The 21,561-nt window shown below is 59.6% G+C and carries 19 protein-coding genes; 6 read left to right on the top strand and 13 right to left on the bottom strand.

Annotated features, from left to right (window positions below; genetic code table 11):
* Positions 1 to 190: 190 nt before the first annotated feature.
* The 4 genes from ACID345_RS16740 to hrcA form a co-directional block, all read right to left on the bottom strand.
* Positions 191 to 895: a 16S rRNA (uracil(1498)-N(3))-methyltransferase gene (locus ACID345_RS16740; RefSeq protein WP_011524041.1), complete on the bottom strand. Its 705-nt coding sequence runs from the start codon at positions 893 to 895 to the stop codon at positions 191 to 193.
* A 193-nt stretch (positions 896 to 1,088) separates the two neighbouring features.
* Positions 1,089 to 2,216, bottom strand: a complete 1,128-nt coding sequence (gene dnaJ, locus ACID345_RS16745) for a molecular chaperone DnaJ (protein WP_041855806.1) — start codon at positions 2,214 to 2,216, stop codon at positions 1,089 to 1,091.
* Positions 2,217 to 2,279: 63 nt separating this feature from the next.
* Positions 2,280 to 2,825, bottom strand: coding sequence for a nucleotide exchange factor GrpE (gene grpE / locus ACID345_RS16750; protein WP_011524043.1), 546 nt, complete (start codon positions 2,823 to 2,825; stop codon positions 2,280 to 2,282).
* A gap of 6 nt (positions 2,826 to 2,831) precedes the next feature.
* Positions 2,832 to 3,875, bottom strand: a complete 1,044-nt coding sequence (hrcA, locus tag ACID345_RS16755) for a heat-inducible transcriptional repressor HrcA (RefSeq protein WP_011524044.1) — start codon at positions 3,873 to 3,875, stop codon at positions 2,832 to 2,834.
* A gap of 331 nt (positions 3,876 to 4,206) precedes the next feature.
* Here hrcA and ACID345_RS16760 point away from each other — a divergent pair, with 331 nt between their 5' ends.
* Together ACID345_RS16760 and ACID345_RS16765 are read left to right on the top strand one after the other, a co-directional pair.
* A complete protein-coding gene (locus ACID345_RS16760) occupies positions 4,207 to 5,385 on the top strand; it encodes an alpha/beta hydrolase-fold protein (protein ID WP_011524045.1) in 1,179 nt (392 codons plus the stop codon).
* Positions 5,386 to 5,432: 47 nt separating this feature from the next.
* A complete protein-coding gene (locus ACID345_RS16765) occupies positions 5,433 to 8,078 on the top strand; it encodes a glycoside hydrolase family 3 C-terminal domain-containing protein (RefSeq protein ID WP_011524046.1) in 2,646 nt (881 codons plus the stop codon).
* 42 nt (positions 8,079 to 8,120) lie between these two features.
* Here the strand turns inward: ACID345_RS16765 and ACID345_RS16770 are convergent, their stop codons facing one another.
* Complete coding sequence (locus ACID345_RS16770) at positions 8,121 to 9,662, bottom strand: serine hydrolase (protein WP_011524047.1); 1,542 nt, start codon at positions 9,660 to 9,662, stop codon at positions 8,121 to 8,123.
* Positions 9,663 to 9,746: 84 nt separating this feature from the next.
* Positions 9,747 to 10,595, bottom strand: a complete 849-nt coding sequence (locus ACID345_RS16775) for an Mrp/NBP35 family ATP-binding protein (RefSeq protein WP_011524048.1) — start codon at positions 10,593 to 10,595, stop codon at positions 9,747 to 9,749.
* Between the two features lie 116 nt (positions 10,596 to 10,711).
* On the opposite strand from ACID345_RS16775, the gene ACID345_RS16780 reads away from it, so the two are divergent.
* Positions 10,712 to 12,049, top strand: a complete 1,338-nt coding sequence (locus ACID345_RS16780) for a glycoside hydrolase family 27 protein (protein ID WP_011524049.1) — start codon at positions 10,712 to 10,714, stop codon at positions 12,047 to 12,049.
* Positions 12,050 to 12,197: 148 nt separating this feature from the next.
* Here ACID345_RS16780 and ACID345_RS16785 read toward each other — a convergent pair whose 3' ends face one another.
* From ACID345_RS16785 to ACID345_RS16805, 5 genes are all read right to left on the bottom strand, one after another.
* Complete coding sequence (locus ACID345_RS16785; protein WP_011524050.1) at positions 12,198 to 12,938, bottom strand: beta and gamma crystallin; 741 nt, start codon at positions 12,936 to 12,938, stop codon at positions 12,198 to 12,200.
* A 382-nt stretch (positions 12,939 to 13,320) separates the two neighbouring features.
* The gene (gene cydB / locus ACID345_RS16790; RefSeq protein ID WP_011524051.1) at positions 13,321 to 14,370 is read right to left on the bottom strand and encodes a cytochrome d ubiquinol oxidase subunit II; all 1,050 of its coding nucleotides are present in this window, start codon (positions 14,368 to 14,370) and stop codon (positions 13,321 to 13,323) included.
* A 1-nt stretch (position 14,371) separates the two neighbouring features.
* Positions 14,372 to 15,751 (bottom strand): cytochrome ubiquinol oxidase subunit I, encoded by a 1,380-nt coding sequence (locus tag ACID345_RS16795; protein WP_011524052.1) that lies wholly within the window; start codon positions 15,749 to 15,751, stop codon positions 14,372 to 14,374.
* Positions 15,752 to 16,005: 254 nt separating this feature from the next.
* Positions 16,006 to 16,515: an acyl-CoA thioesterase gene (locus tag ACID345_RS16800; RefSeq protein ID WP_011524053.1), complete on the bottom strand. Its 510-nt coding sequence runs from the start codon at positions 16,513 to 16,515 to the stop codon at positions 16,006 to 16,008.
* A gap of 24 nt (positions 16,516 to 16,539) precedes the next feature.
* Positions 16,540 to 16,965, bottom strand: a complete 426-nt coding sequence (locus tag ACID345_RS16805) for a hypothetical protein (protein ID WP_041855807.1) — start codon at positions 16,963 to 16,965, stop codon at positions 16,540 to 16,542.
* 97 nt (positions 16,966 to 17,062) lie between these two features.
* Here ACID345_RS16805 and ACID345_RS16810 point away from each other — a divergent pair, with 97 nt between their 5' ends.
* Positions 17,063 to 17,371 carry a tetratricopeptide repeat protein gene (locus tag ACID345_RS16810; protein ID WP_011524054.1) on the top strand — a complete coding sequence of 103 codons (309 nt, stop codon included), beginning with the start codon at positions 17,063 to 17,065 and terminating at the stop codon, positions 17,369 to 17,371.
* A gap of 177 nt (positions 17,372 to 17,548) precedes the next feature.
* Here ACID345_RS16810 and ACID345_RS16815 read toward each other — a convergent pair whose 3' ends face one another.
* Positions 17,549 to 18,337, bottom strand: coding sequence for an SDR family NAD(P)-dependent oxidoreductase (locus tag ACID345_RS16815; RefSeq protein ID WP_011524055.1), 789 nt, complete (start codon positions 18,335 to 18,337; stop codon positions 17,549 to 17,551).
* Positions 18,338 to 18,485: 148 nt separating this feature from the next.
* Between ACID345_RS16815 and ACID345_RS16820 the strand changes: the two genes are divergently transcribed.
* Entirely contained in the window at positions 18,486 to 19,994 is a 1,509-nt protein-coding gene (locus tag ACID345_RS16820) for a sigma 54-interacting transcriptional regulator (protein ID WP_011524056.1), read from the top strand.
* Positions 19,995 to 21,242 carry a vWA domain-containing protein gene (locus tag ACID345_RS16825; RefSeq protein ID WP_011524057.1) on the top strand — a complete coding sequence of 416 codons (1,248 nt, stop codon included), beginning with the start codon at positions 19,995 to 19,997 and terminating at the stop codon, positions 21,240 to 21,242.
* Positions 21,243 to 21,286: 44 nt separating this feature from the next.
* On the opposite strand, the gene ACID345_RS16830 is transcribed toward ACID345_RS16825, so the two are convergent.
* A complete protein-coding gene (locus tag ACID345_RS16830) occupies positions 21,287 to 21,547 on the bottom strand; it encodes a CDGSH iron-sulfur domain-containing protein (RefSeq protein ID WP_011524058.1) in 261 nt (86 codons plus the stop codon).
* Between the last annotated feature and the right edge of the window lie 14 nt (positions 21,548 to 21,561).

Below are 21,561 nucleotides of genomic sequence, written 5' to 3' on the forward strand. Positions count from 1 at the left end.
GGGAGAATAGAAAACAATGGCAACGAAAAAGGCTGCAAAGAAGGCTACGAAGAAGGCCGCTAAGAAAAAGAAGTAAGCAGGCTCTCGAGCCTTAATGACCATGGGGGACGCGACAGCGTCCCCCAAAACTTTTGGGCATTTGTGTGGTGATAGGGATCCTTCGACTGCGTCGCGCTGCGCGCGACTTCGCTCAGGATGACAGGGTGATGGCGACGGCCGAGATGGAGGCGGTTTCGGCTCGGAGGATGGTGGGGCCCAGGGACGCGCGCTGCCAACCTGATTGATCGAATTGCGTGAGTTCGTCATCGGTCCAGCCGCCTTCGGGGCCGATGGCTAACGAGACTTCCCTGCTCTGCTCGCTCGCTTCCAAGACATCGCGCAACATGTTTTGCTGTTCGGTTTCGGCTAGAACGATGCGCTGACCGACGGCTTCTAGCGTCTGCTTGAGCTTCACGGGTTCGGTGATTTCGGGAGGAGCTGCGCGGCGGGATTGCTGCGCGGCTTCTAGCGCGATGCGGCGCCAGCGCTCTACGCGCTTTGCGGCGGATGCGGCGAGATGGGGCTCGGTGCGGCGGGCGATCACCGGAATGATCTTTGCGACGCCTAGTTCGGTGCACTTTTCGATCGCCCATTCGAGGCGGTCGAATTTAAAGACAGCAAGGTAGAGAGAGATGGGAGTGATCGCGGTGGAGGGGAGTTCTTCGCCCAGGGTGAACTCGACTCTGTCTTCCGCGATTGACGTGATGGTGCCGCGGCGGATGTGGGTGCCTAGCGAGATGTCGAATTGCTGGCCGACTCGGGCGCGGAGAACGCGTGCTAGATGCGCGGCGTTGGTGCCGGTTAGGGCGGCAGTGTCGCCCTTGTGTTCGTCGGCGATCCAGCGGCGGCGGGTCATATGCAGAGGGTAGCAGATGGCTGTGCAGAGTTTGAGATTCTTGAGAGGACAGGGGTCCTTCGACTGCGTCGCGCTGCGCGCGACTTCGCTCAGGATGACAGAACTAAAACTGAAGCAAAACCCAAAAGCAAAATCCCCACCCTATCGCGCGAAATGCGCACGATAAGGATGGGGCACCCGCTCTTCTCTCAAACTACGAGAACATGTCTTTCATTTTGCTCATCAGCGATTTTTCTGGGCTGTTCTCTACGCTGGCGCCGGCTTCCAGCTCTTGCAGTAGTTCGCGTTGGCGCTTGTTGAGCTTACTGGGGGTTTGGACTTTGATCTCGACGAAGATATCGCCTTTGCCGTGCCCGTTGAGGACGGGGACGCCCTTGCCGCGCAGCTTGATTTGCGTGCCGGTTTGCGTGCCTTCGGGGATGTGGAGCTTGTGCTCGCCCTCGAGGGTGGGGATCATGATGTCGGTACCGAGCGCGGCTTGCGCGAACGAGACGGGGACGGTGCAGAAGAGGTCTTTGCCCTCGCGCTCGAAGAACTTGTGCTCTTTCACGTGCAGGACAATGTAGAGATCGCCCGCGGGGCCGCCGTGAGTTCCGGCTTCGCCTTGTCCGTTGTAGCGGATGCGAGTACCGTCTTCGACGCCGGCGGGGACCTTGACGGCGATGGTGCGCTCGCGAACGACGGCGCCTTGTCCGCGACAGCCGGCACAGGGATCGGTGATGACCTGGCCGAGACCGCCGCAGGTGCCACAAGTGCGCGAGACACTGAAGAAGCCTTGCTGGAAGCGCTCCTGTCCGCGGCCACCGCACTTGCGGCAGCTGACGGGAGCTTTGCCGGGAGCGGCGCCGCTACCGTGACAAGTTTCGCAGGTTTCGTGGCGACGGACGCGAGACTCGGTCTCGATGCCGAAGACCGCTTGCTCGAATTCTAGGGTGATGTCTTCGCGGAGATCGGCGCCGCGCTGGGCGCGTGAGCGTCCACGGCCGCGGCCGAAGAGATCGCCCATACCGAACATGTCGGTGAAGATCTCGCTGAAGTCCACCATGTTCGGATCGAAGCCGCCGGAGCCACCATTGCCGCCGAGGCCCGCGTGTCCGAAGCGATCGTACGCAGCGCGCTTCTCGGAGTCGGAGAGCACGCCGTAGGCTTCGCTGCACTCCTTGAACTTCTCTTCCGCGTCCTTGTTGTCGGGATTGCGGTCGGGGTGAAACTGGAGAGCGAGCTTACGATAAGAGCTCTTGATCTCCTGGTCAGTGGCGGTGCGAGTGACCTGGAGAACCTCGTAGTAGTCGCGTTTCGCGTTGGTAGCCGTAGATGCCATCCTCGTCAACTTTAACTACCCCACCCTACGGACTGCGTCCGTAGAATGGAGCACCCTTCGATGTTATTTGCTGCGTGCCACGCGCACCATTGCCGGGCGCAGGAGGCGGTCCTTGATCTTGTAACCGCGCTGGAGTTCGCCAATGACAGTGTTGTCGGGCGCAGCGTCGGTGTCTTCCATGGCGATGGCCATGTGCAGGTTCGGGTCGAAGGGCTGGCCTTCGGCCGGAATGGGCTGCACGCCGAGCTTGGCGAGCGCGTCGTGGAACTGGCGGTCGATCAGCTCGATGCCGGAGCGAATCTGGTCGAGGTCCTGCGCATCGGACTTCGCGGCCCCGTCGAGGCTGTCGAGAATCGGCAGGAAAGTTTTGAGCGCGTCTACGACAGCGTAGTCGCGATAGTCCTGCTGCTCGCGGGCATTGCGCTTGCGGAAGTTGTCGAACTCGGCCTGGAGCCGCGCCAGGCGATCGAGGTACTGGTCACGCTCTTTGCGTAGCGCTTCGATTTCAGCGTCGGCCGAAGTGGCGGCAGTTTCGTTCTCCGCGGCAGGCAGTTCGTGTTCAACGTCGAGCTGCTCTTCGGTTTCTCCATTGTTTTTTTGATTGCTCATAGCTACTTATTCCGAATCATTCCAGATGTGATCGAAGAGGCGCGCGATATACGAAACGGCCGAGATGGTGTGCTCGTAATCAATGCGGGTAGGCCCGATGACTGCGAGAGAACCCATGACCTCGTTGCCGACGCGAGCGGGCGCTCCGATCAGTACGAAATTACTTAGATGCGGCAAGGTGTCTTCAAGACCCACAACCACGCGGACGGCCTCCTGGCGCACGTCCACATAGGCGGAGAGCAGGTTTACGAGACGCTGCTTTTCTTCAAGCGTCTTGAGCAGCTCGCGCAGGCGGTCGCGGTCGTGGTCGTCAACCACCAGGTTCGAAGTGCCCTCGATGTAGACATCCTGCGTAGTCTCGGATTCGAGAGCACCTTTTTTATAGAGCTCTTCGACCGAGTGCATCAGGCGGTCGTATTCGCTGCGCTCCTGGTCGAGGCGGCGCGCAAGATCGACGCGGATTTCTTCCATGATCCAGCCGCGGTAGTTCTCGTTGAGGAAACGCGCGGCCGCGTCGAGTTCGAGCTGCGGAATGTCTTTGCCGAGCCGCATGATGCGATCGCGCACAATGCCGTTCTTATTGACGACGACACAGAGGACCTTGGATTCCGCGAGACGCTGGAAGTGCACGTGTTCGAGGGCATTCTTCGGGCCGATGCCCGCGACGGCGACTCCAACGTTTTGCGAAAGGAGCGAGAGCACGTGCGAGGTGCGCTCCATGAACTCCTGCATATCGTTGACGCCGTGGAAAGTGTCTTTGATCAGGCCTTCTTCGGCGGGTGCGAGGCTGGCTTCGCCGGTGAGTCCCTTCACGTAATAGCGATAGGCGGCGGCGGTGGGAACGCGTCCGGCAGAAGTATGTGGCTGATCGAGGAGCCCGGCATCGGAGAGGTCGGCCATCACGTTGCGAATGGTGGCGGCGCTCAGGCCCTCGCGACTACCGCGAGAAAGCGTGCGCGAGCCAACGGGTTCACCGGTCGAGATATAGGTCTCGACAATGGCGGTAAGGATCTCCCGCTCGCGTCTACCGATTTGGACAGGTTCCGACATTGGGCTCTTAACCCTTTAGATGCAGCAATTTAGGCTGCTAAGGGGTACACGTGTGCTGAATACAGTTTAGAAACTTGATAGTGGGGATGTCAAGGATTAGCAAAGGTGGGGTGGGAGTGCTAAACGTGTCGCCCGGATAGCAAAGTTGACTTTGGCCCTGAGTCTGACGAATGGGGATCAGTAAACGATTTCCGGAGTTCCCTGCTCGAACGGTGTACGACAAACCGTGAAATCCATTACCATTCCATCGCCGATCAATTCGTCCGCTGGCGAAGCACGAAGCGCCTTCGAGTAATCGCTTACTTCACCTTAATTAAGGAGATCCCCAAGAATGAAATACGTCGCTCTGGTGTTCGCGCTATTCGCAGGTTTGTGCAGTGCGCAGGAAAGCGGGAGTTTTCAGCCCTCCACAACGAACGTGTGGGCCGCCGAATATCCCCGCGTCGACACCGCCGGAAGGGTGGAGATTCGGATCAAAGCGCCCGATGCGACGAAGGTCAAAGTGAACTTCTGGAGCGGCCCGAAGATCGACATGGTGAAACAGGCGGACGGATTCTGGACCGTCACCACACCGGCTCTCGTGCCTGGCTTTCACTACTACACCGTGATCGTTGATGGGGCCGAAGTCTCCGATCCGAACACCCAGGCATACTTTGGCGGCGGCAAGCCTGCGAGTGCGGTGGAAGTGCCGGAGCCCGGGTCAACCTACTACTCGATTCAGAATGTGCCGCATGGTCAAGTGCGCGAGGTCTGGTACAACTCGAAGGTCACGGGCTCGTGGCGGCATGCCCTTGTCTATTTGCCGCCCGACTACGACAAGGACACGAAGACGCGCTACCCGGTGCTCTACCTCCAGCACGGGGCCGGTGAGGACGAAACCGGTTGGGTGCGGCAGGGACACGCGAACGTCATTCTCGACAACCTGCTCGCCGCACGAAACTGCAAACCAATGATCGTGGTGATGGCGTATGGCTACGCCGCCCGCGCGGGCGAAGCGCCGGTTGACCTATTCGCTAAAGGGTTCGGCTCTCCCGAGATGATGAAAGCCATGCAGGACATGGCCGTGGTATTTGAAGACGACGTTACGCAGGCGCTGATTCCCTTTATTGATTCGACCTATCGCACGCTCTCGGACCGCGATCATCGCGCCATGGCCGGCCTTTCCATGGGAGGCATGCAGACGTTTCAGATCACGCTGAATCACCTCGATCTCTTCTCCTACATCGGCGGATTTAGCGGAGCAGCCGGAGTCCTCAGCAAGTTTGACGTGAAGACCGCCCACAACGGAGTCTTCGCCGACCCGGCGGCCTTCGCGAAGAAAGTTCATCTCCTCTGGTTTGGCGTTGGCACCAAGGAACCGGAGTGGATGCGAGCAGGAATCGTGAGGCTCCATACCTCTCTCGACGAGGCAAAGATCCAACACGTGTTCTACGAATCGCCGGGCACGGACCACGAGTGGCAAACCTGGCGCCGCGACCTGAACGACTTCGCGCCACGGCTTTTCAAGTAATTGATCGCTATCCCCAACCTCACAGACCCTCGCTGTCGGAGAGAACCATGCGAATTCGTGCATTCCCTATTTGCCTGCTGTTGCTGGCCTTCCTTGTCCCTCTGACCACGGCGCAGAATGCTGAACAGCCTGCGTATCTAAACCCTTCCCTGGCGCCGGAAAAGCGAGCGGCAGACCTCGTCCATCGCATGACCGTGGAAGAGAAGGTCAGCCAACTCACCAACGATTCGCGTGCCGTTCCTCGTTTGAATGTTCCTGACTACGACTGGTGGAGTGAAGCGCTCCACGGCGTGGCGCAACCGGGCGTCACCGAATATCCGCAGCCCGTGGCGCTGGCAGCCACCTTCGACAACGATAAGGTCCAGCGCATGGCCCGCTTTATCGGCATCGAGGGCCGCATCAAGCACGAAGAAGGCATGAAGGACGGCCATAGCGATATCTTCCAGGGCCTCGATTTCTGGGCGCCGAACATCAACATCTTTCGCGACCCTCGCTGGGGACGCGGCCAGGAGACCTACGGCGAAGATCCGTTCCTGACCGCGCGCATGGGCGTGGCTTACGTGAAGGGCCTGCAAGGCGACGACCCCAAGTACTACCTCGCCATCTCTACGCCCAAGCATTACGCGGTGCACAGCGGCCCTGAGACCACGCGCCACTTCGCGGACGTGAAGGTCAGCAAGCACGACGAGCTCGATACCTATCTGCCCGCCTTCCGCGCCACCGTCACCGAAGCCAAGGCCGGCTCCGTCATGTGTGCCTACAACAGCATCAACGGACAGCCTGCTTGCGTGAACGAATTCCTGCTGCAAGACCAGTTGCGCGGCAAGTGGAACTTCCAGGGCTATGTCGTCTCCGATTGCGAGGCGATCATCAACATCTATCGCGACCACAAGTTCACCAAGACTCAGGCGGAAGCCTCCGCGCTCGCGGTACAGCGCGGCATGGACAACGAATGCGTCGACTTCGGCAAGCAAAAGGACGATCACGATTACCGTCCCTACTTCGACGCCTACAAGCAGGGCATCTTGAAAGAGAGTGAGATCGATACCGCGCTCGTTCGCCTCTTCACCGCCCGCATGAAGCTTGGCATGTTCGATCCGCCGGAAATGGTCCCCTATTCCAAAATCGATCCCAAGGAATTGGAGAGCGCCGAGCATCGCGAGTTGGCACGAACCCTGGCGAACGAATCCATGGTGCTTCTGAAGAACGATGGCACGCTGCCGCTGAAGAAGTCGGGGCTGAAGATAGCGGTGATCGGCCCATTGGCGGAACAGACGCGCTATCTCCTCGGCAATTACAACGGCACACCGTCACACACCGTCTCCGTGCTCGAAGGTCTCAGGGCGGAGTTCCCCGACGCGCAGATCACCTTCGAACGTGGCACCCAATTCCTCGATCAGAACGGCGAAGCGGTTCCCTCCAGGGCGTTGACTACCGAGGACGGAAAGCCTGGCTTGAAAGCGGACTTCTCCACCGGTGAGTTCTTTGGCGACAAGATTCCGCTCACGTCCGCGCAGGCGAGCAATGTTGATTTCACCAACAAAGACATCCCGCAGGCTGCCGCTGGAAAGTTCCCGCTCAACGTGGAATGGAGTGGCTTCCTCACCGCCAGTGAGACCGGGCGGTACAGCCTCGGCGTGCGTGCGCTAGGAAACGCCGCCATCGTCGAAGTAGATGGCAAGCCCCTCGCCAGGGAGTGGCTCGACGGACAGCACGTGCAAACCGCGGTCGGCCACATTCATCTCGAGCAAGGCAAGAAGATCGCCATCAAGGTGCGCTACTCCATCCGGCAAGCCGGCCCCATGCAGGCGCAATTGATCTGGTCGAAGTTCGATCCGACGCCGAATCCCGCAGCTGTGACGGCAGCCAAGAATGCCGATGTCGTCATCGCTGTGCTCGGCATCACCAGCGACCTGGAAGGCGAAGAGATGCCTGTCAGCGAGGAAGGCTTCAACGGCGGCGATCGGACCAGCCTCGACCTTCCAAAACCGGAGCAGCAACTGCTCGAGTCCATTTCGGCCGCGGGCAAGCCGGTGGTCCTCGTGCTGTCGAACGGCAGCGCGCTGTCGGTGAATTGGGCGCAGCAACACGCCAACGCGATTCTCGAAGGCTGGTATCCCGGCGAAGAAGGCGGGACCGCCATTGCCCAAACGCTCTCCGGCAAAAACAACCCGGCAGGACGCCTCCCGGTCACGTTCTACACCGGCACTGAGCAACTGCCGCCCTTCGAAGATTACGCGATGAAAGGACGCACCTATCGCTACTTCGAAGGCAAGCCGCTCTACCCGTTCGGATATGGCCTGAGCTACACCACGTTCTCTTATCGCGACCTCGCGCTTCCCAAGGCTCCGTTGAACGCAGGCGACCCGGTGACAGCGCAAGTCACAGTCACCAACACCGGAAAAGTGGAAGGCGATGAAGTGGCGCAGCTCTACCTCTCGTTCCCAAACATCGCGGGAGCACCGCTGCGCGCACTGCGCGGATTCCGGCGTATTCACCTCAAGGCGGGCGAATCGCAGACGATAAAGTTCGAACTGAAGGACCGGGACTTGAGCATGGTCAATGAAGCGGGCGATCCCATCATCGCGGAGGGCGAGTACTCCGTCTCGGTAGGTGGCGGCCAACCGGACACCGGCGCACCGACGGTCTCTGGAAAATTCCAGATACAGGGGACGAAGAAGCTGCCGGAATAACGGGGTGCGCCGTTCTGAGGAAGCCGCTGGGTACCGAAGTATTCATTTGCCTGGCGTGAAGTACAGGTCCTGGTAGTCGTAACTGAAATCCGCGAGGGGCGAGACTGGCAGCATGGTGAAGTGGTGGATGGTGCCGTCGGGGTTCAGCGCGAAGGTGACGTAGGCATCTTCTAGAGCCCAGTGGAGTTTGAAGGTGTCGTGCTGCCACGGGGTGAGTTCGCCAGTGGCATTCTGGGAGCGGTCGAGGGTGAAGGTGAGCTTGCCGTCCTTCATGGCGATGGTCGCGGGACCGTACCAGGCGTCACGATAGGCTCCGGCGTATTTCGCGAGCGGGAGCGAGGGGCCTGAACTGGCGACGCGTTCGGTGGCGGCTTTCTTCATGGTTTCGTCGGCGTCGTGCTGCGATTTTTCGTCAGCAGATTTCCAGGCGGCGATCCAGTCGTTGCCGGTGATGCCCAAGTAGGAATCGACGATGTGGTAGGCGATGGCGTTCATGGGGCCGTCGGAGGTGTCGGTGTTGGTGAGGACGACGACACCGAGGTTCTGATCGGGGACCATGAGGACGCGGGTGAGGAAGCCCATGAGACCGCCGGAGTGTCCGACGAGTTTGTGGCCGTGATATTCCCGCAGGCCCCAACCGAGACCGTAGGCAGAGAAGTCGGTGTTCAGGGCGGCGAGCGGGCCGGTGCTGTTCTCCGTGGGCACGATGGTTTGGGGCGACCACATCTCTTGCCATTGCTTTTCGCTGAAGAGGCGCTTGTCGCCGTTCGGTAGCTTGCCTTGATTGAGTTGCGCCATCATCCACTTCGCGAGGTCGGAGACGGAAGAGTTAATGGCGCCAGCGGAGCTGATGGTGTCTTTGTTCTCCATGGCGTCAACGGTCATCTTGCTTTCGTTGCGCGAATGCGGCCATGCGAAGTCTGCGCCGGGTTTGAGATCGGCGTTGCTGAAGTTACTGGAATTCATGCCGAGCGGTTGGAAGATGCGCTCGCGAACCGACTCTTCCCACGACTTGCCGGTGACTGCCGCCGTGAGTTCACCGGCGGTGATGAACATCAGATTGCTATAGGCGTACTTGCTGCGGAAGCTGTAGGCCGGCTTCATGTAACGGATGCGCTGCACGATTTCAGCGCGGGTGTACGTGGTGCGCGGCCAGAGAAGCATGTCCCCCTCGCCGAGGCCGAGTCCGCTGCGATGGCAGAGCAGGTCGCGCACTGTCATTTCGTGCGAAGCGTAGGGATCGTACATGGCGAAGCCGGGGAGCTTTTCGGAGACTTTATCGTCCCACGAGAGTTTGCCTTCGTCGACGAGGGTTGCGATCGTGGCGGCGCTGAAGGCCTTGGTGTTGGAGCCGATGCCGAAGAGGGTGTTCTCGGTGACGGGCGCGGGATCACCGAGTTTTTTAACGCCGTAACCTTTGGCGAAGACGAGGCGGCCGTCCTTGACGATGGCAACGGCGATGCCGGGAGTATCGAAGACCTTACGGGCGCGTTCGACGTAGGCGTCGAGATCGGAGGGAGTGAGTTGCGCCAGGGCCGCGGAGGAGAGGAGAAGGATGAAAGCGAGAGTCCGGAAGCATCGCATGGGCGAGGACAGTGTCAGGGTGGGAGGGGAGGAGCGTCAAGCGAAAGGCGCAGCCGAAGCTGCGCCTTCTCAATGCGAACACATTTAGCTGATCTCGACGACACTGCCACCATCGGCTTCGCGGATTTCTTTCACGCGTTTTTCGACTTCGCGGGCGAAGGCGAAGATGGATTTGGCGTGCGGGTTCGATTCGCCTTCGAGGACGATGGGGTGACCGGAGTCGCCGCCTTTGCGGATGTCGGGATCGAGTTCGATGCGGCCCAGGAACGGGAGGCTGAATTGGCGCGCGGTATGTTCGCCGCCGCCTTTGGAGAAGATGTCGATCTCGTGGTTGCAGTGCGGGCAGACGAAGAAGCTCATGTTCTCGACTAGGCCGAGGATGTCGACCTTGACCTGCTTGAACATCTCGATGGCCTTGCGCGCATCTTGCAGCGAGACATCCGACGGCGTCGTGACGACGATGGCGCCGGTGACGGGCACGGTTTGGATGAGGGAGATGGCGACGTCGCCGGTGCCGGGAGGCAGATCAACGATGAGGTAGTCGAGTGCACCCCATTCCACTTGCGAGATGAACTGGCGAATGATGGAGTGGAGCATGGGGCCGCGCCACACGAGCGGCTTGTCGCCGGGGTTGAGTAGGCCGACGGAGATGACGCGGAGGCCGTAGCGCTCGGCGGGGAGGATGCGGTTCTCGCCGATGACCTGCGGGGCTTCCTGGGTGCCGAGCATGAGCGGAACGTTGGGGCCGTAGACGTCGGCGTCGAGGAGGCCGACTTTGTGTCCCATGCGCGCGAGGGCGACCGCGAGGTTAACGGAGAGCGTGGTCTTCCCTACTCCACCTTTGCCGGAGCCAACAGTGATGATGGCGTTCACGCCGGGAAGCGGTTGCGGTCCTTGCGGTTCAGCATGCGGGTGCGAGTGCGAATGAGACACGGGGATTCCTTAATCGAATGGAGATCAGAACAGAACTTTTGATTATAGAGGAATGAGAGGGATGCGGAATTCGCACGGGCGGGACGATACACTTGCGGCGAGGTAAACGGGTCTTTATGAAACGAGCGATATTTGTCGCACTCATTTTCTCCGCTGTTTCGTGCGCGCAGACAGAGCTTGCCCCGACACCGCCTATGGGGTGGAACAGCTGGAACTCCTACGGGCAGACGATCTCGGAGGCCGACGTGCGCGCCACTGCCGATGTGATGGCGCAGAAGCTGAAAGCCTTCGGATGGCAGTACGTGGTGATTGATGAAGGCTGGTATGTGCTGAAGCCGGGCGGCGACGCGAAGCTGTACCAGTTCCGGATGGATGAGAACGGGCGCTTTCTTCCGGCGGAGAGCCGCTTCCCTTCCGCGAAGGACGACGGCATGAAGGCGATTGCGGATTACGTACATTCGCTCGGGCTGAAGTTTGGGATCCATGTGATTCGCGGGATCCCGCGCGAGGCGGTGGCGAAGAATTTGCCGATCGCGGGGAGTTCGTTTCATGCGGCGGAGGCGGCGGATACGAGCGATGTGTGTCCGTGGAATGCGTACAACTACGGGCTGAAGGACAACGCCGCGGGGCAGGCCTATTACGACAGCATTGCGAAGCTGTATGCGAGCTGGGGCGTGGACTTCATCAAGATTGATTGCATTTCGTCGCACCCATACAAGGGCGCGGAGATACGGATGATCAGCGAGGCGCTGCATAAGAGCGGGCGTGCGATGGTGCTGAGCCTGTCGCCGGGGCCGACGCCGCTGGAGAAGGCCGATGAGGTCGCGAAGTACGCGGAGATGTGGCGCATCTCGGATGACTTCTGGGACCACTGGGGCGTGTGGAAGGGACATGAGTGGTCTCAAGGATTGAAGGCGCAATTCGAGAATGCGGCGAAGTGGAGCGCGCATCAGACGCCGGGACATCGGCCCGACAATGACATGCTGCCGTTGGGATATCTGGGGCCGCATCCGGGTGAAGGCGAGGTCAGGAATACGCAGTTCACGGCGGATGAGCAGAAGACGCTGATGACGCTGTGGGCGATTTCGCGGTCGCCGCTGATGATGGGCGGGAACTTGACGAAGATGGATGAGGCGACGCTGGGAGTGCTGACGAATAAGTCCGTCATAGCGCTTGACCAGCAGTCTCACAACGGCAAGCAAGTGATCAACGATGGGAATACTGTGGTTTGGTTCGCGGAGGGCTTGTCTCCGATCGCTGGATACGTTGCTGTGTTTAACATTTCTGATCGCGAGCAGTCCGTGAAGTATTCGTGGAAGGAACTTGGTTTAGCGGAGGGAGCACGCGTTGCGCGAGATGTTTGGGCGGAACGTTCTTTGGGGAAACAGGAGGGCGTTAACCTGAAGCTTGCGCCCCACGCGTGTGTGCTGTACCAGCTGTCATTGTTGAAATAGGGGAATGCAGAAAGCCCTCCTGAGTGGAGGGCTTCCTTGTTGGAAACGTTTGTGGTGCGATAGGGGTCCTTCGACTCCGTTTCGCTTCGCGAAACTCCGCTCAGGATGACAGAGTACCTACCCGTGTTTTACGCAACTCGCAGAGCGGTTATCTGGGGCCGCCGGGGTACCACGTGCCGCCCTTCCAGCCGGCGCCCAGGACCTGGATGGACGAGATGCGGTTGTTCCAGTTCTTGTAGGGATTGTCCTGGGTGCGCCAGCGCGAGAGGTCCTGGACATCGCCCCGGAAGTGAATACGGAGTCCTCCGAAGCCAGGGTCGTTGAAGGCGACGATTTCGCCGCCACCGAAGACGCGGATGCTGGAGATGGAGTCGTTGAAGCCGCCGGGCAACGATTCGTAACTCTCACCCGCGGACATGCAGAAGTAATCGCCCTGGAATCCGGGGTTGTGATAGAAGCAGGCGCCGGAGCGGGGGACCTCCGGGCGTCCCCAGGAGGGCGGAGGCAGCGGACGGAATCCGCCGTGGCGGAAGTTGACCTGCACGGAGCTGATGCGGCCGGCCCAGCTCTTGGAGCGATCGTCGGATACGGAGATGGTGTGAAGGTTGGGGACGCTGCCCTCGAGGCGCGTGAAGACGCCGGTGAATCCGAAATAGTTGAAGGCGATGACTTCAGCGCGGCCGAAGACCTGGACGGAGTAGACGCCGTTGTCGAAGCCGTCAGTGAAGCGATCTACGGACTCTCCGACGGGGACGCAGAAGGAGCGGCCACGGAAGTTTTCTTCGCGATAGAAGCAGGCGCCATCACGGGGCGGCGGTCCTTGTGCGAGTAATGGCAGAGACAGCCCGAAGAGCAGAAACAATGCGAACGCGATGCGACGTAGACCCATAACTCTCCTTGCGAAGTGCACGCTAATAGAACTGCTTGATGGAGAAGATAACACTGAAGTGCGAGGAGAGTTGCTGCGGGGATGTTGACGGTTTCGTGACAGGCAAAAGATGCAGGGGCTAAAGCCCAGAATTTTTAGGAGCTGTTTCGGCACGACTGAAGTCGTGCCCTGATACAAAGCCGCTTCGATACTGGTTTTTCAGCAGCCTGTGCAGTCGTGCCCTGATACGAAGCCGCTTCGATACGAGTCTTTCAGCGCCTGTGAAGTCGTGCCCTGATACAGGTCTCGTTGCGCGATGCGGGATGAGTTAAAGCGAAAAACCCCGCCCTATCCGCTTTGCGGATAAGGACGGGGCACCCAGATCTCAAGACCCAATTACATTTCAATAGCCGTGGTCGCTGCCGTCGCTCAGGCTTACTTTGCCTCGGAACATGCGGTAGACGAACACGAAGTAGCCGACGGTGAAGACCATGCCGATTGACCACCACACAAGACCGATGGTGAGGCCATACGTCGGTGCGGAGGCGTTTTGAATGGTGAGGCTCCAGTCGGGATTGGTGCTCGCTGGCAGGACCGTTGGATAGAGCGCGAAGACGGCGCCGACGAGCATGACAGTGATGTAGAGAGCTGAGGAGACGAACGCAGCCTTGTCGTTGCCCTTCTTGCGGAAGACGAACATTCCGCCGAGGGTCGCAACCACGAGGATGGGGATGAGCCATCCCACGGGCCAGCGTTTGTAATTCGCCAAGACTTCCGGACGGATAGAGGTCGTGGCGATGAGGCTGACGATGGTGAGGAGCACCTGCACAGGCCACAGGACAGCGGCAGTCTTGCGGCAGCGCTGGTTCAAGTCGCCTTCGGTCTTCGAGGCGACATAGAACGCGCCATGCGCGGTAAGCGTTACGGCGGCGATGACGCCGCACAGCACCGTGTACCAATCAAGAATGCCGGGATGCGGGCCGACGCGCCAGTTGGTCCAGAGCGGCTCAAAGAAGTAGCGGTCTTCGCCGAGGGGGACGCCGCGGATGACATTGCCGAGAGCGGCGCCAAAGAAGATCGTCAGCAGAAGGCTGGAGAGCGAGAAGACGACGTCGAAGAAACCTTTCCAGACGTCACTTTGGATGTGGGTGCGGAACTCGATGCCGATGGCGCGACCCATGAGCAGCCAGAGCACCATCATGAGCGGAAGGTAGAAGCCGCTGAAGCCCGAGGCGTAGAGCTGCGGGAAGGCGAAGTAGAGCGTGCCTCCGGCGGAGAGCAGCCAGACTTCATTGCCATCCCATACGGGGCCGATGCTGCGGATGATCAGGCGGCGTTCTTCGTCAGTGCGAGCGACGAAGAGATGCAGCACGCCGGCACCGAGATCGAAGCCATCGAGTACGACGTAGGCGGCGACCATGACCGCCACAATGCAAAACCAGAGTGTCGGCATATTAGTGCGCCCCCTTCAGGATCGGATTCGCTGCCACAAGCGGCTGCGTCGGATCGGGTGGAGCTTCCGGGCCGTGCTCGATTTCGCGACGAACGAGGAAGAGGAAGAGGATCCCTAGGATGGTGTACATGCCCATGAAGCCTAGCAATGTGAACCATGCGTTCCCGGCAGAGACCGATTTCGAGTAGCCTTGCGCCGTGCGCAGAAGACCGTAGACAAGCCACGGTTGGCGGCCAAGTTCGGCGGTCATCCAGCCGGCGGTGTTGGCGATGTAGGGCAGCGGGAACGCGAGCAGCAGGATCCACTGCATCCATCTCGCATTCCAGAGCGCACCGCGCCACCAGAGGAACGCGGCGACGACCATGACCGCGAGGAAGATGGTCCCGAGGCCAACCATGATGTGGTAGGCGTAATACAGGAGCGGAACGTTCTCCGGTTGATCTTCTTTCGGGAATGAATCGAGGCCTTTGACTTCGGCTTCCCACGCGCGGTAGGTGAGGAAGCTCAACATTTTCGGGACAACGATCGGGTTATCGATCTTCTTCTCTTCCTGGTTCGGCTGGCCGATGATGACCAAATCCGCACCGGGCTGGGTTTCCCAGAGGGCTTCCATGGCGGCGAGAGTTGCGGGCTGGTATTCGGTGACGTAACGGCCCTGCTTGTCGCCGGTGGGGCCCATCACCATGAAGGAGAAGAAGAGGCCGGAGACGATGCCGGTCTTCATGAAAATCTTCGCCTGCTCGACGTGTTGTTTGCTCAGGAGATAGTAGGCGCCAAGCGCGGTCATGACGAAGGCGCCGCAGATCGCGGCACCGCACATGTTGTGGGCATATTGCCAAATCGCCCAAGGATTCAGAACCAGGCTCCAGAAACTACTCACGGCGACGGAGCCATCAGCGGCAACGGCGTAGCCGACGGGGTGCTGCATCCAGGCGTCGGTGCAAATGATGAAGTAGCCGGAGAGCCACGATCCTGCAAAGACCATGAGGGCCGCGAACCAGTGCATCTTGGGGCTCAGGCGCTTCTCGCCGTAGAGGAAGAGACCGAGGAAGCTGGACTCGAGGAAGAAGGCGAACATGCCTTCCATGGCGAGGGTCTGGCCGATGACGCCTCCGGCGAAGCGCGAGAAATGCGACCAGTTGGTGCCGAACTGAAATTCCATCGGGATGCCGGTGACGACACCGATCACGAAGTTGATTCCGAAAATCTTCGCCCAGAAGCGGGCGGCACGGGCGTACGCTTCGTCCTTCTTCCACAGGTGCATGGTCTTGAGCGCGACGATCAGCGGCGCAAGGCCCATGGTGAGCATGGGAAAGAGGTAGTGAAACGTCACCGTGAACGCAAAATGCAGGCGGTGGACGAGAAGAGCACTATCCATCATTAGGCCTCAGAGTTTATGAAGGAGCGTTCTGGTTAAAGACCGTGCACACGAGCGCAAGATCCGCGGAAGCAGAATGGGTACTATTCTGCGAGCAGGATAACTATCGCGCTGTGATGTGGATCACTTTTTTTGAAGGGGAGGTTCAGTTTTGTTGCGGGAAAGAAAAATCCCGTGGGGGGACGGGATGGGGTTAGCGATAGTTGCCCTCCCACCCTCCCTTCGGGAAGGGTGGGGCACCCACATTGACATGATCCCTAGGCCTTTTTGGCGCGGGCGGCTTTGCGGTGCTCTAGTTCGCTTTTGCGGGCTTCGCGGCGGCGCAGGGCACCTTCGTAGCGGCGCTTCTCGTCTTCGGTCTCAGGGATGACTTGCGGAACCGGGAGCTTTCGTCCGTGGCGATCCACGGCGACGAACGTGAGGTAGGCCGAGCTGACGTGCTGGCGGGTGGAGGCGATGTAGTTCTCGACCAGAACTTTGACGCCGATCTCCATAGACGTGTTGAACGCACGATTTACGGACGATTGGAAGACAACCAGATCGCCGACCTGTACGGGGACTAGGAAATCGAGGTGGTCGATGGAGGCGGTGACGACGTAGTTGCGGCAGTGGCGGTGCGCAGCGAGCGCGCCGGAGATATCAATCCAGTGCATGAGGCGGCCGCCGAGAAGATGGCCGAGTGGGTTGGCATCGTTGGGGAGGACGATCTCCACCATTTCGGAGGCGGAATCGCGCACTGGCTTGGGATGAAGGTTTTCGGTGGTCATCGTTCCTCTGTTATGTCTGATCTCTTAAAGATGCGCGGCGGCGGCGGAAGGACGTTGGCGGGTGCGCCAGGTCTTCAGGAAGCACTCAGCCTGGCATTGGAGCTTGTCGTCTTCAATCTTGGTGAGCCAGCGATGCTGATGGTCGTCGAACTCGAGGGTGCCGCCGCCGGCGGGCCAGCATTCGACTTCATACACGTAGCGAACATTGATCTTGTGCTTCTCGGCTCTGGCGGAGAAGCGGACGGAGTCGGCATGACGCTGCTTGGGCAGACGCAAGCACGAGGCGTGACCAAGGTTGCAATGGTCGCGAAGTTCTTCATCGGCGGGGCGGCAGAGCATTTGTCCGGGAGCGCCGCAGACGCCGCTGAAGCCGGGCGCAAGCGGGAGGCGGTCCGGAAATTTGAAGGCACCGTCGAGGCGTTCGGTCGGGATGAAGAAGGGGCAGGCCATGGGAAGACGAACGCCTATTGTATATGGGGTCTTGGAAGAACGTTTTAGGAGTTAGGTCTTAGGAGTTAGGAAATGCGCGCAATGTAGAATCGGCTGCATGGATCGGATTGCAATGTTGAAAGAAATACTTGAGGGTTCCCCGGACGACGCCTTCGCGCGCTATGGGCTGGCCTTGGAGATCGCCAAGACGGGCGATGTGGATGGGGCGCTACGCGAGTTTCAGACCATCCTCGATAAGAAACCGGAGTATGTGCCGGCCTACCAGATGGGAGCGCAGACGCTGATTGAAGCCGGACGTCTGGACGAGGCGCGCGCGATGTTGGAGACGGGAATCGCGGTGGCGGTGCGTGTGGGGAACCAGCATGCGCGGAATGAGATGGAAGGGATGCTGGTGGATTGCGGGTAGATCTTGCAGGGGCTAAAGCCCCCTCTTTTATGTGGCCTTTTCGGCATCGCTGAAGCGATGCCCTGATACAAAACCTTTCTGGCATCGGTGCAGAACGCGTGCCCTGATACAAAACCTTCTGGCATCGGTGCAGAACGCGTGCCCTGATACAACCTCTTGTCCCGATGGATATCTGTGCTAGATCTTGCGAACGCTCTTCCGCAGCATCGTCTCAATCAATCCTGGCCACATTGAATACGTCACGAATAGTGGGCGGTAGTACCACGGGACTACGATCTCTCGCGATTTCTTCACGCATCCCCTTAACACCGCGCGGGCTACGCGGTCGGCGGTAATGCCGTGTTTTGTGGATCCGCCGACGCGACGGCTGTCGCTTCCCTTCACCGCGTTTTTGCCGAACTCGGTTTGCACGTAGCCGGGGCAGACGCTCACGATCGCGATTCCATATTGGTCGAGTTCGAGGCGACTGGTGTGACTTATCGCGTTGAGGGCGTGCTTGCTGGCGCAGTAGGCGGGCATGTAGGGGACACCGATGTATCCGGCGGCGCTGGAGACGTTGGCGATGACGCCGGAGCGCTGGCGCTGCATTGCTGGGATGACGGCCTGCATGCCTTGGACGGCGCCCCAGAGGTTGGTGTCGAAGAGTTCGCGCGCGGCGGTGAGGTCGAGGTTCTCGGTGGAGTCGAGGAGGCCGTAGCCGGCGTTGTTGATCCAGATGTCGATGCGGCCGAACCTCGCAAGGACTGCCATGATGAGCGCATCGATGCTGGCGCGGTTGCGGACGTCGCAGGCTAAGGCGACTGTCTGCTCGGGATGGCCGATGCGCTGGCGGGCCTCTTCGCAGCGGGCGGCTTCGCGGGAACAGAGAACCACCTTCGCACCTTCGTTGACGAAGAGCTTGGCGATGGCCTCGCCGATGCCCATGGAACCGCCGGTAATGACTGCAATCTGGTCTTTCAGTTTCATGTGCTTTAAATTGTGCGCGAGAGATTTCGCAACGACGGCGTGAATTGCGCGTCCAATGTAACGTCTGAATGTAACACCCAGCAAGCGAGGGCATTGAAAACCGTTTTCAACTGCGGGCGTATAATCGCCAGCACCGGAGGCATCCTCCTTGAGTTCCCTTCCCGAAACACTCGGCCAACTGAGAAAGTCTTCATTTTCCGAACCGCGTCTGGCGAGACGCCGCGTGAAAGACGAGCTGCGCGAAAACCTGCTCGACCGCCTGCGGCAAGGGGGAAACATCTTCCCTGGGATCGTGGGCTACGAAGACACGGTGACGCCGCAAGTCGTGAATGCGCTGCTCTCGCGGCATAACTTCATCCTGCTCGGACTGCGCGGACAGGCGAAGAGCCGCATACTGCGCGCGCTTACGTCGCTGCTCGACGCGGAGACGCCGTATCTCGCGGGCTGCGAGATCCATGACAATCCGTACGATCCGATCTGCCGGCGCTGCAAGGACATGATCAAATCGTTTGGCGACGATGCGCCAATCGCGTGGCTTTCCGCCGAGGAACGCTACGTGGAGAAGCTGGCGACGCCGGACGTGACGATCGCGGACCTCATTGGCGATATCGATCCGATCAAAGCGGCGAAGCAGGGATTTACGCTGGCGAGCGAATTGACGGTCCACTACGGTCTGTTGCCGCGCGCCAATCGCGGGATCTTTGCGATTAATGAGTTGCCGGATTTGGCGGGGAAAATCCAGGTGGGGTTGTTCAACATCATGCAGGAAGGCGATGTGCAGATTAAGGGCTACCCGATCCGGCTGCCGCTGGATGTGGCGCTCGTCTTTAGCGCGAACCCGGAGGACTACACCGCGCGCGGCAAGATCATTACGCCGCTGAAGGACCGCATCGGGTCGGAGATTCGCACGCACTATCCGTCGACGGTGGAAGAAGGGATTTCGATCACGCAGCAGGAGGCGTGGACGCGGCGGGATGGTACGCGCATCCATATCCCGAGCTACATTCACGAGATCGTGGAACAAATTGCGTTCGTGGCGCGCGATGATAAGCGGGTGGATAAGCGCTCGGGCGTGAGCCAGCGGCTGCCGATCTCGACCGTGGAGAATGTTCTTTCGAACGCCGAGCGGCGAGCGCTGCGGAGTGGTGAGCATACGGTGGTGCCGCGGGTGGCGGATATCTACGCGGCGCTGCCGGCAATTACCGGCAAGCTGGAACTGGAATACGAAGGCGAGATCAAAGGCGCGGATGCGATTGCGCGAGAGGTCATCCGCACGGCGATTGCGAAGACTTACGATCGATACTTCCAGGGAAACAACAACCATCTGAAGCAGGTGGTGCAGTACTTCGACCTCGGCGGCGAAGTGCAGATGCTCGACACGGCCCCGGCAGAAGAAGTGCTGGAGAGCATGAAGAACATCCAGGGACTGATGGAGAAGATTGAGAACGTGGGCGCAAAGACGAGCGATGCGCCAGAGCTGCAGGCGTCGGCAGCGGAGTTCATTCTAGAAGGCCTGCACGCGCATAAGCGCATCGGCCGCACGGAGGAACGTAAGTTCACTGCTGGAGAGAAGCAGAGTGCGAAGAAAGAGCAGCTCTTCCGCGAGGAAGACGATTTCGTTCGCGAGCGCAACCGGAGAAACCGCGGGTTCAACTAGATGAAGTACATCAAGTACAAAAAGTACGTTCCTAATCTGGCGGAAGAGATCTCGATGGAAGATCTCATGAAGGCACTGTCGGATTACCTGCTACAGAGCGGGTTCGAGAATCCGTATTCGGATTTCTACGATGTGGGCGACGAGCAGTCGATGGAGCGGTTGAAACAGGCGATTGCGCAGGCTCTGATGAACAGCGACCTCTTCGACGAAGAGATGAAGGAACAGCTGAAGCAGGCGCAGGCCGAAGGCGCTTTCGACGAGCTGTTGGAAAAGCTGATGAACCGGATGGAGCAGGAGAACTACATCACGGTGGATCAGCCATTCGATCAATCGCGGCAGTCGAGCGTGGGTGGGCAGGTTGGCGATGCGCAGGAGCAGGGCGAAGCAAAGTTCGAAGTCACCGAAAAAGGGCTGGATTTCCTTGGCTATCGAACGCTACGCGACCTGCTGGGATCTCTGGGGAAGTCGAGCTTTGGACGGCATGACACGCGCGATCTGGCGACCGGAGTAGAAGCGAGTGGGTCATCGAAGCAGTATGAGTTTGGCGACACGCTGAATTTGGACATCACGGCGACGCTGTCGAACGCAATGCAGCGCGAAGGATTGCAGCTGCCGATTGAGATTGAGTACAGCGATTTGCAGGTGCACCAGTGCGAGTATCAGTCGTCTTGCGCGACGGTGCTGATGCTCGATTGCTCGCACTCGATGATCCTGTACGGCGAAGATCGTTTTACTCCGGCGAAGAAAGTGGCGATGGCGCTGTCGCAACTGATTCGGACGCAGTATCCCGGCGATAGCTTGTCGTTGGTGCTGTTTCACGATTCCGCAGAGGAGTTGCCGATCTCGCAGTTAGCGCGGGTGAAGGTGGGACCTTACTACACGAATACGCGCGAAGGGCTGCGGATGGCGCAGCGCATCCTGCAACGCCAGCGCAAGGACATGAAGCAGATCATCATGATCACCGATGGGAAGCCCTCGGCGCTGACGCTGGAAGATGGACGCATCTACAAAAATGCCTTTGGGCTGGATCCGCTGGTGGTAAGCCAGACGCTGGAAGAAGTCTCGAAGTGCAAGCGCGCGGGAGTGATGATTAATACCTTCATGCTGGCGAGCGATTATGGGCTGGTGCAGTTCGTGCAGAAGGTGACGCAGATGTGCCGCGGGAAGGCGTACTTCACCACGCCTTACACGTTGGGACAGTATCTGCTGATGGATTACATGTCGCGGAAGACGAAGACGGTGCATTGAAGAGGACAGCCGCTCGGCTGTCCTTCCGTTTTTCCCGAAGAAATCTAAAGCGTGGTTTTCGGTGGCAACTGCTCATTGCCTTCGGCTTGCTTGACCGCGGCTTCGGCGCCCTGGAAGCCGATCTTTGAATGGGTTCCATCGCAGAAGGGCTTGTTGGTGCTGCCGCCGCAGCGACAGAGCGAGAACCCTGTCTTCCCTGTCAGGTCGTAGGAGTTGCCGTCGGCATCCACGAGTGAGACGGCGCCCTCGGGGCACTCTACGCGGTACGGACCATTTCGCTTTACGGTGATTTTCACGTCAGCCATGTCTTTCTCCTCTT

Source organism: Candidatus Koribacter versatilis Ellin345, from assembly GCF_000014005.1.
Lineage (GTDB): Bacteria > Acidobacteriota > Terriglobia > Terriglobales > Acidobacteriaceae > Korobacter > Korobacter versatilis_A.

Bases quoted from the DNA above. Each gene is read 5' to 3' on its own strand.
- dnaJ (WP_041855806.1), bottom strand. From the start codon at position 2,216: ATGGCATCTACGGCTACCAACGCGAAACGCGACTACTACGAGGTTCTC.
- ACID345_RS16770 (WP_011524047.1), bottom strand. From the start codon at position 9,662: ATGCGATGCTTCCGGACTCTCGCTTTCATCCTTCTCCTCTCCTCCGCG.
- ACID345_RS16780 (WP_011524049.1), top strand. From the start codon at position 10,712: ATGAAACGAGCGATATTTGTCGCACTCATTTTCTCCGCTGTTTCGTGC.
- hrcA (WP_011524044.1), bottom strand. From the start codon at position 3,875: ATGTCGGAACCTGTCCAAATCGGTAGACGCGAGCGGGAGATCCTTACC.
- ACID345_RS16795 (WP_011524052.1), bottom strand. From the start codon at position 15,751: ATGATGGATAGTGCTCTTCTCGTCCACCGCCTGCATTTTGCGTTCACG.
- grpE (WP_011524043.1), bottom strand. From the start codon at position 2,825: ATGAGCAATCAAAAAAACAATGGAGAAACCGAAGAGCAGCTCGACGTT.
- ACID345_RS16810 (WP_011524054.1), top strand. From the start codon at position 17,063: ATGGATCGGATTGCAATGTTGAAAGAAATACTTGAGGGTTCCCCGGAC.
- ACID345_RS16825 (WP_011524057.1), top strand. From the start codon at position 19,995: ATGAAGTACATCAAGTACAAAAAGTACGTTCCTAATCTGGCGGAAGAG.
- ACID345_RS16765 (WP_011524046.1), top strand. From the start codon at position 5,433: ATGCGAATTCGTGCATTCCCTATTTGCCTGCTGTTGCTGGCCTTCCTT.
- ACID345_RS16800 (WP_011524053.1), bottom strand. From the start codon at position 16,515: ATGACCACCGAAAACCTTCATCCCAAGCCAGTGCGCGATTCCGCCTCC.
- cydB (WP_011524051.1), bottom strand. From the start codon at position 14,370: ATGCCGACACTCTGGTTTTGCATTGTGGCGGTCATGGTCGCCGCCTAC.
- ACID345_RS16740 (WP_011524041.1), bottom strand. From the start codon at position 895: ATGACCCGCCGCCGCTGGATCGCCGACGAACACAAGGGCGACACTGCC.
- ACID345_RS16785 (WP_011524050.1), bottom strand. From the start codon at position 12,938: ATGGGTCTACGTCGCATCGCGTTCGCATTGTTTCTGCTCTTCGGGCTG.
- ACID345_RS16805 (WP_041855807.1), bottom strand. From the start codon at position 16,965: ATGGCCTGCCCCTTCTTCATCCCGACCGAACGCCTCGACGGTGCCTTC.
- ACID345_RS16815 (WP_011524055.1), bottom strand. From the start codon at position 18,337: ATGAAACTGAAAGACCAGATTGCAGTCATTACCGGCGGTTCCATGGGC.
- ACID345_RS16830 (WP_011524058.1), bottom strand. From the start codon at position 21,547: ATGGCTGACGTGAAAATCACCGTAAAGCGAAATGGTCCGTACCGCGTA.
- ACID345_RS16760 (WP_011524045.1), top strand. From the start codon at position 4,207: ATGAAATACGTCGCTCTGGTGTTCGCGCTATTCGCAGGTTTGTGCAGT.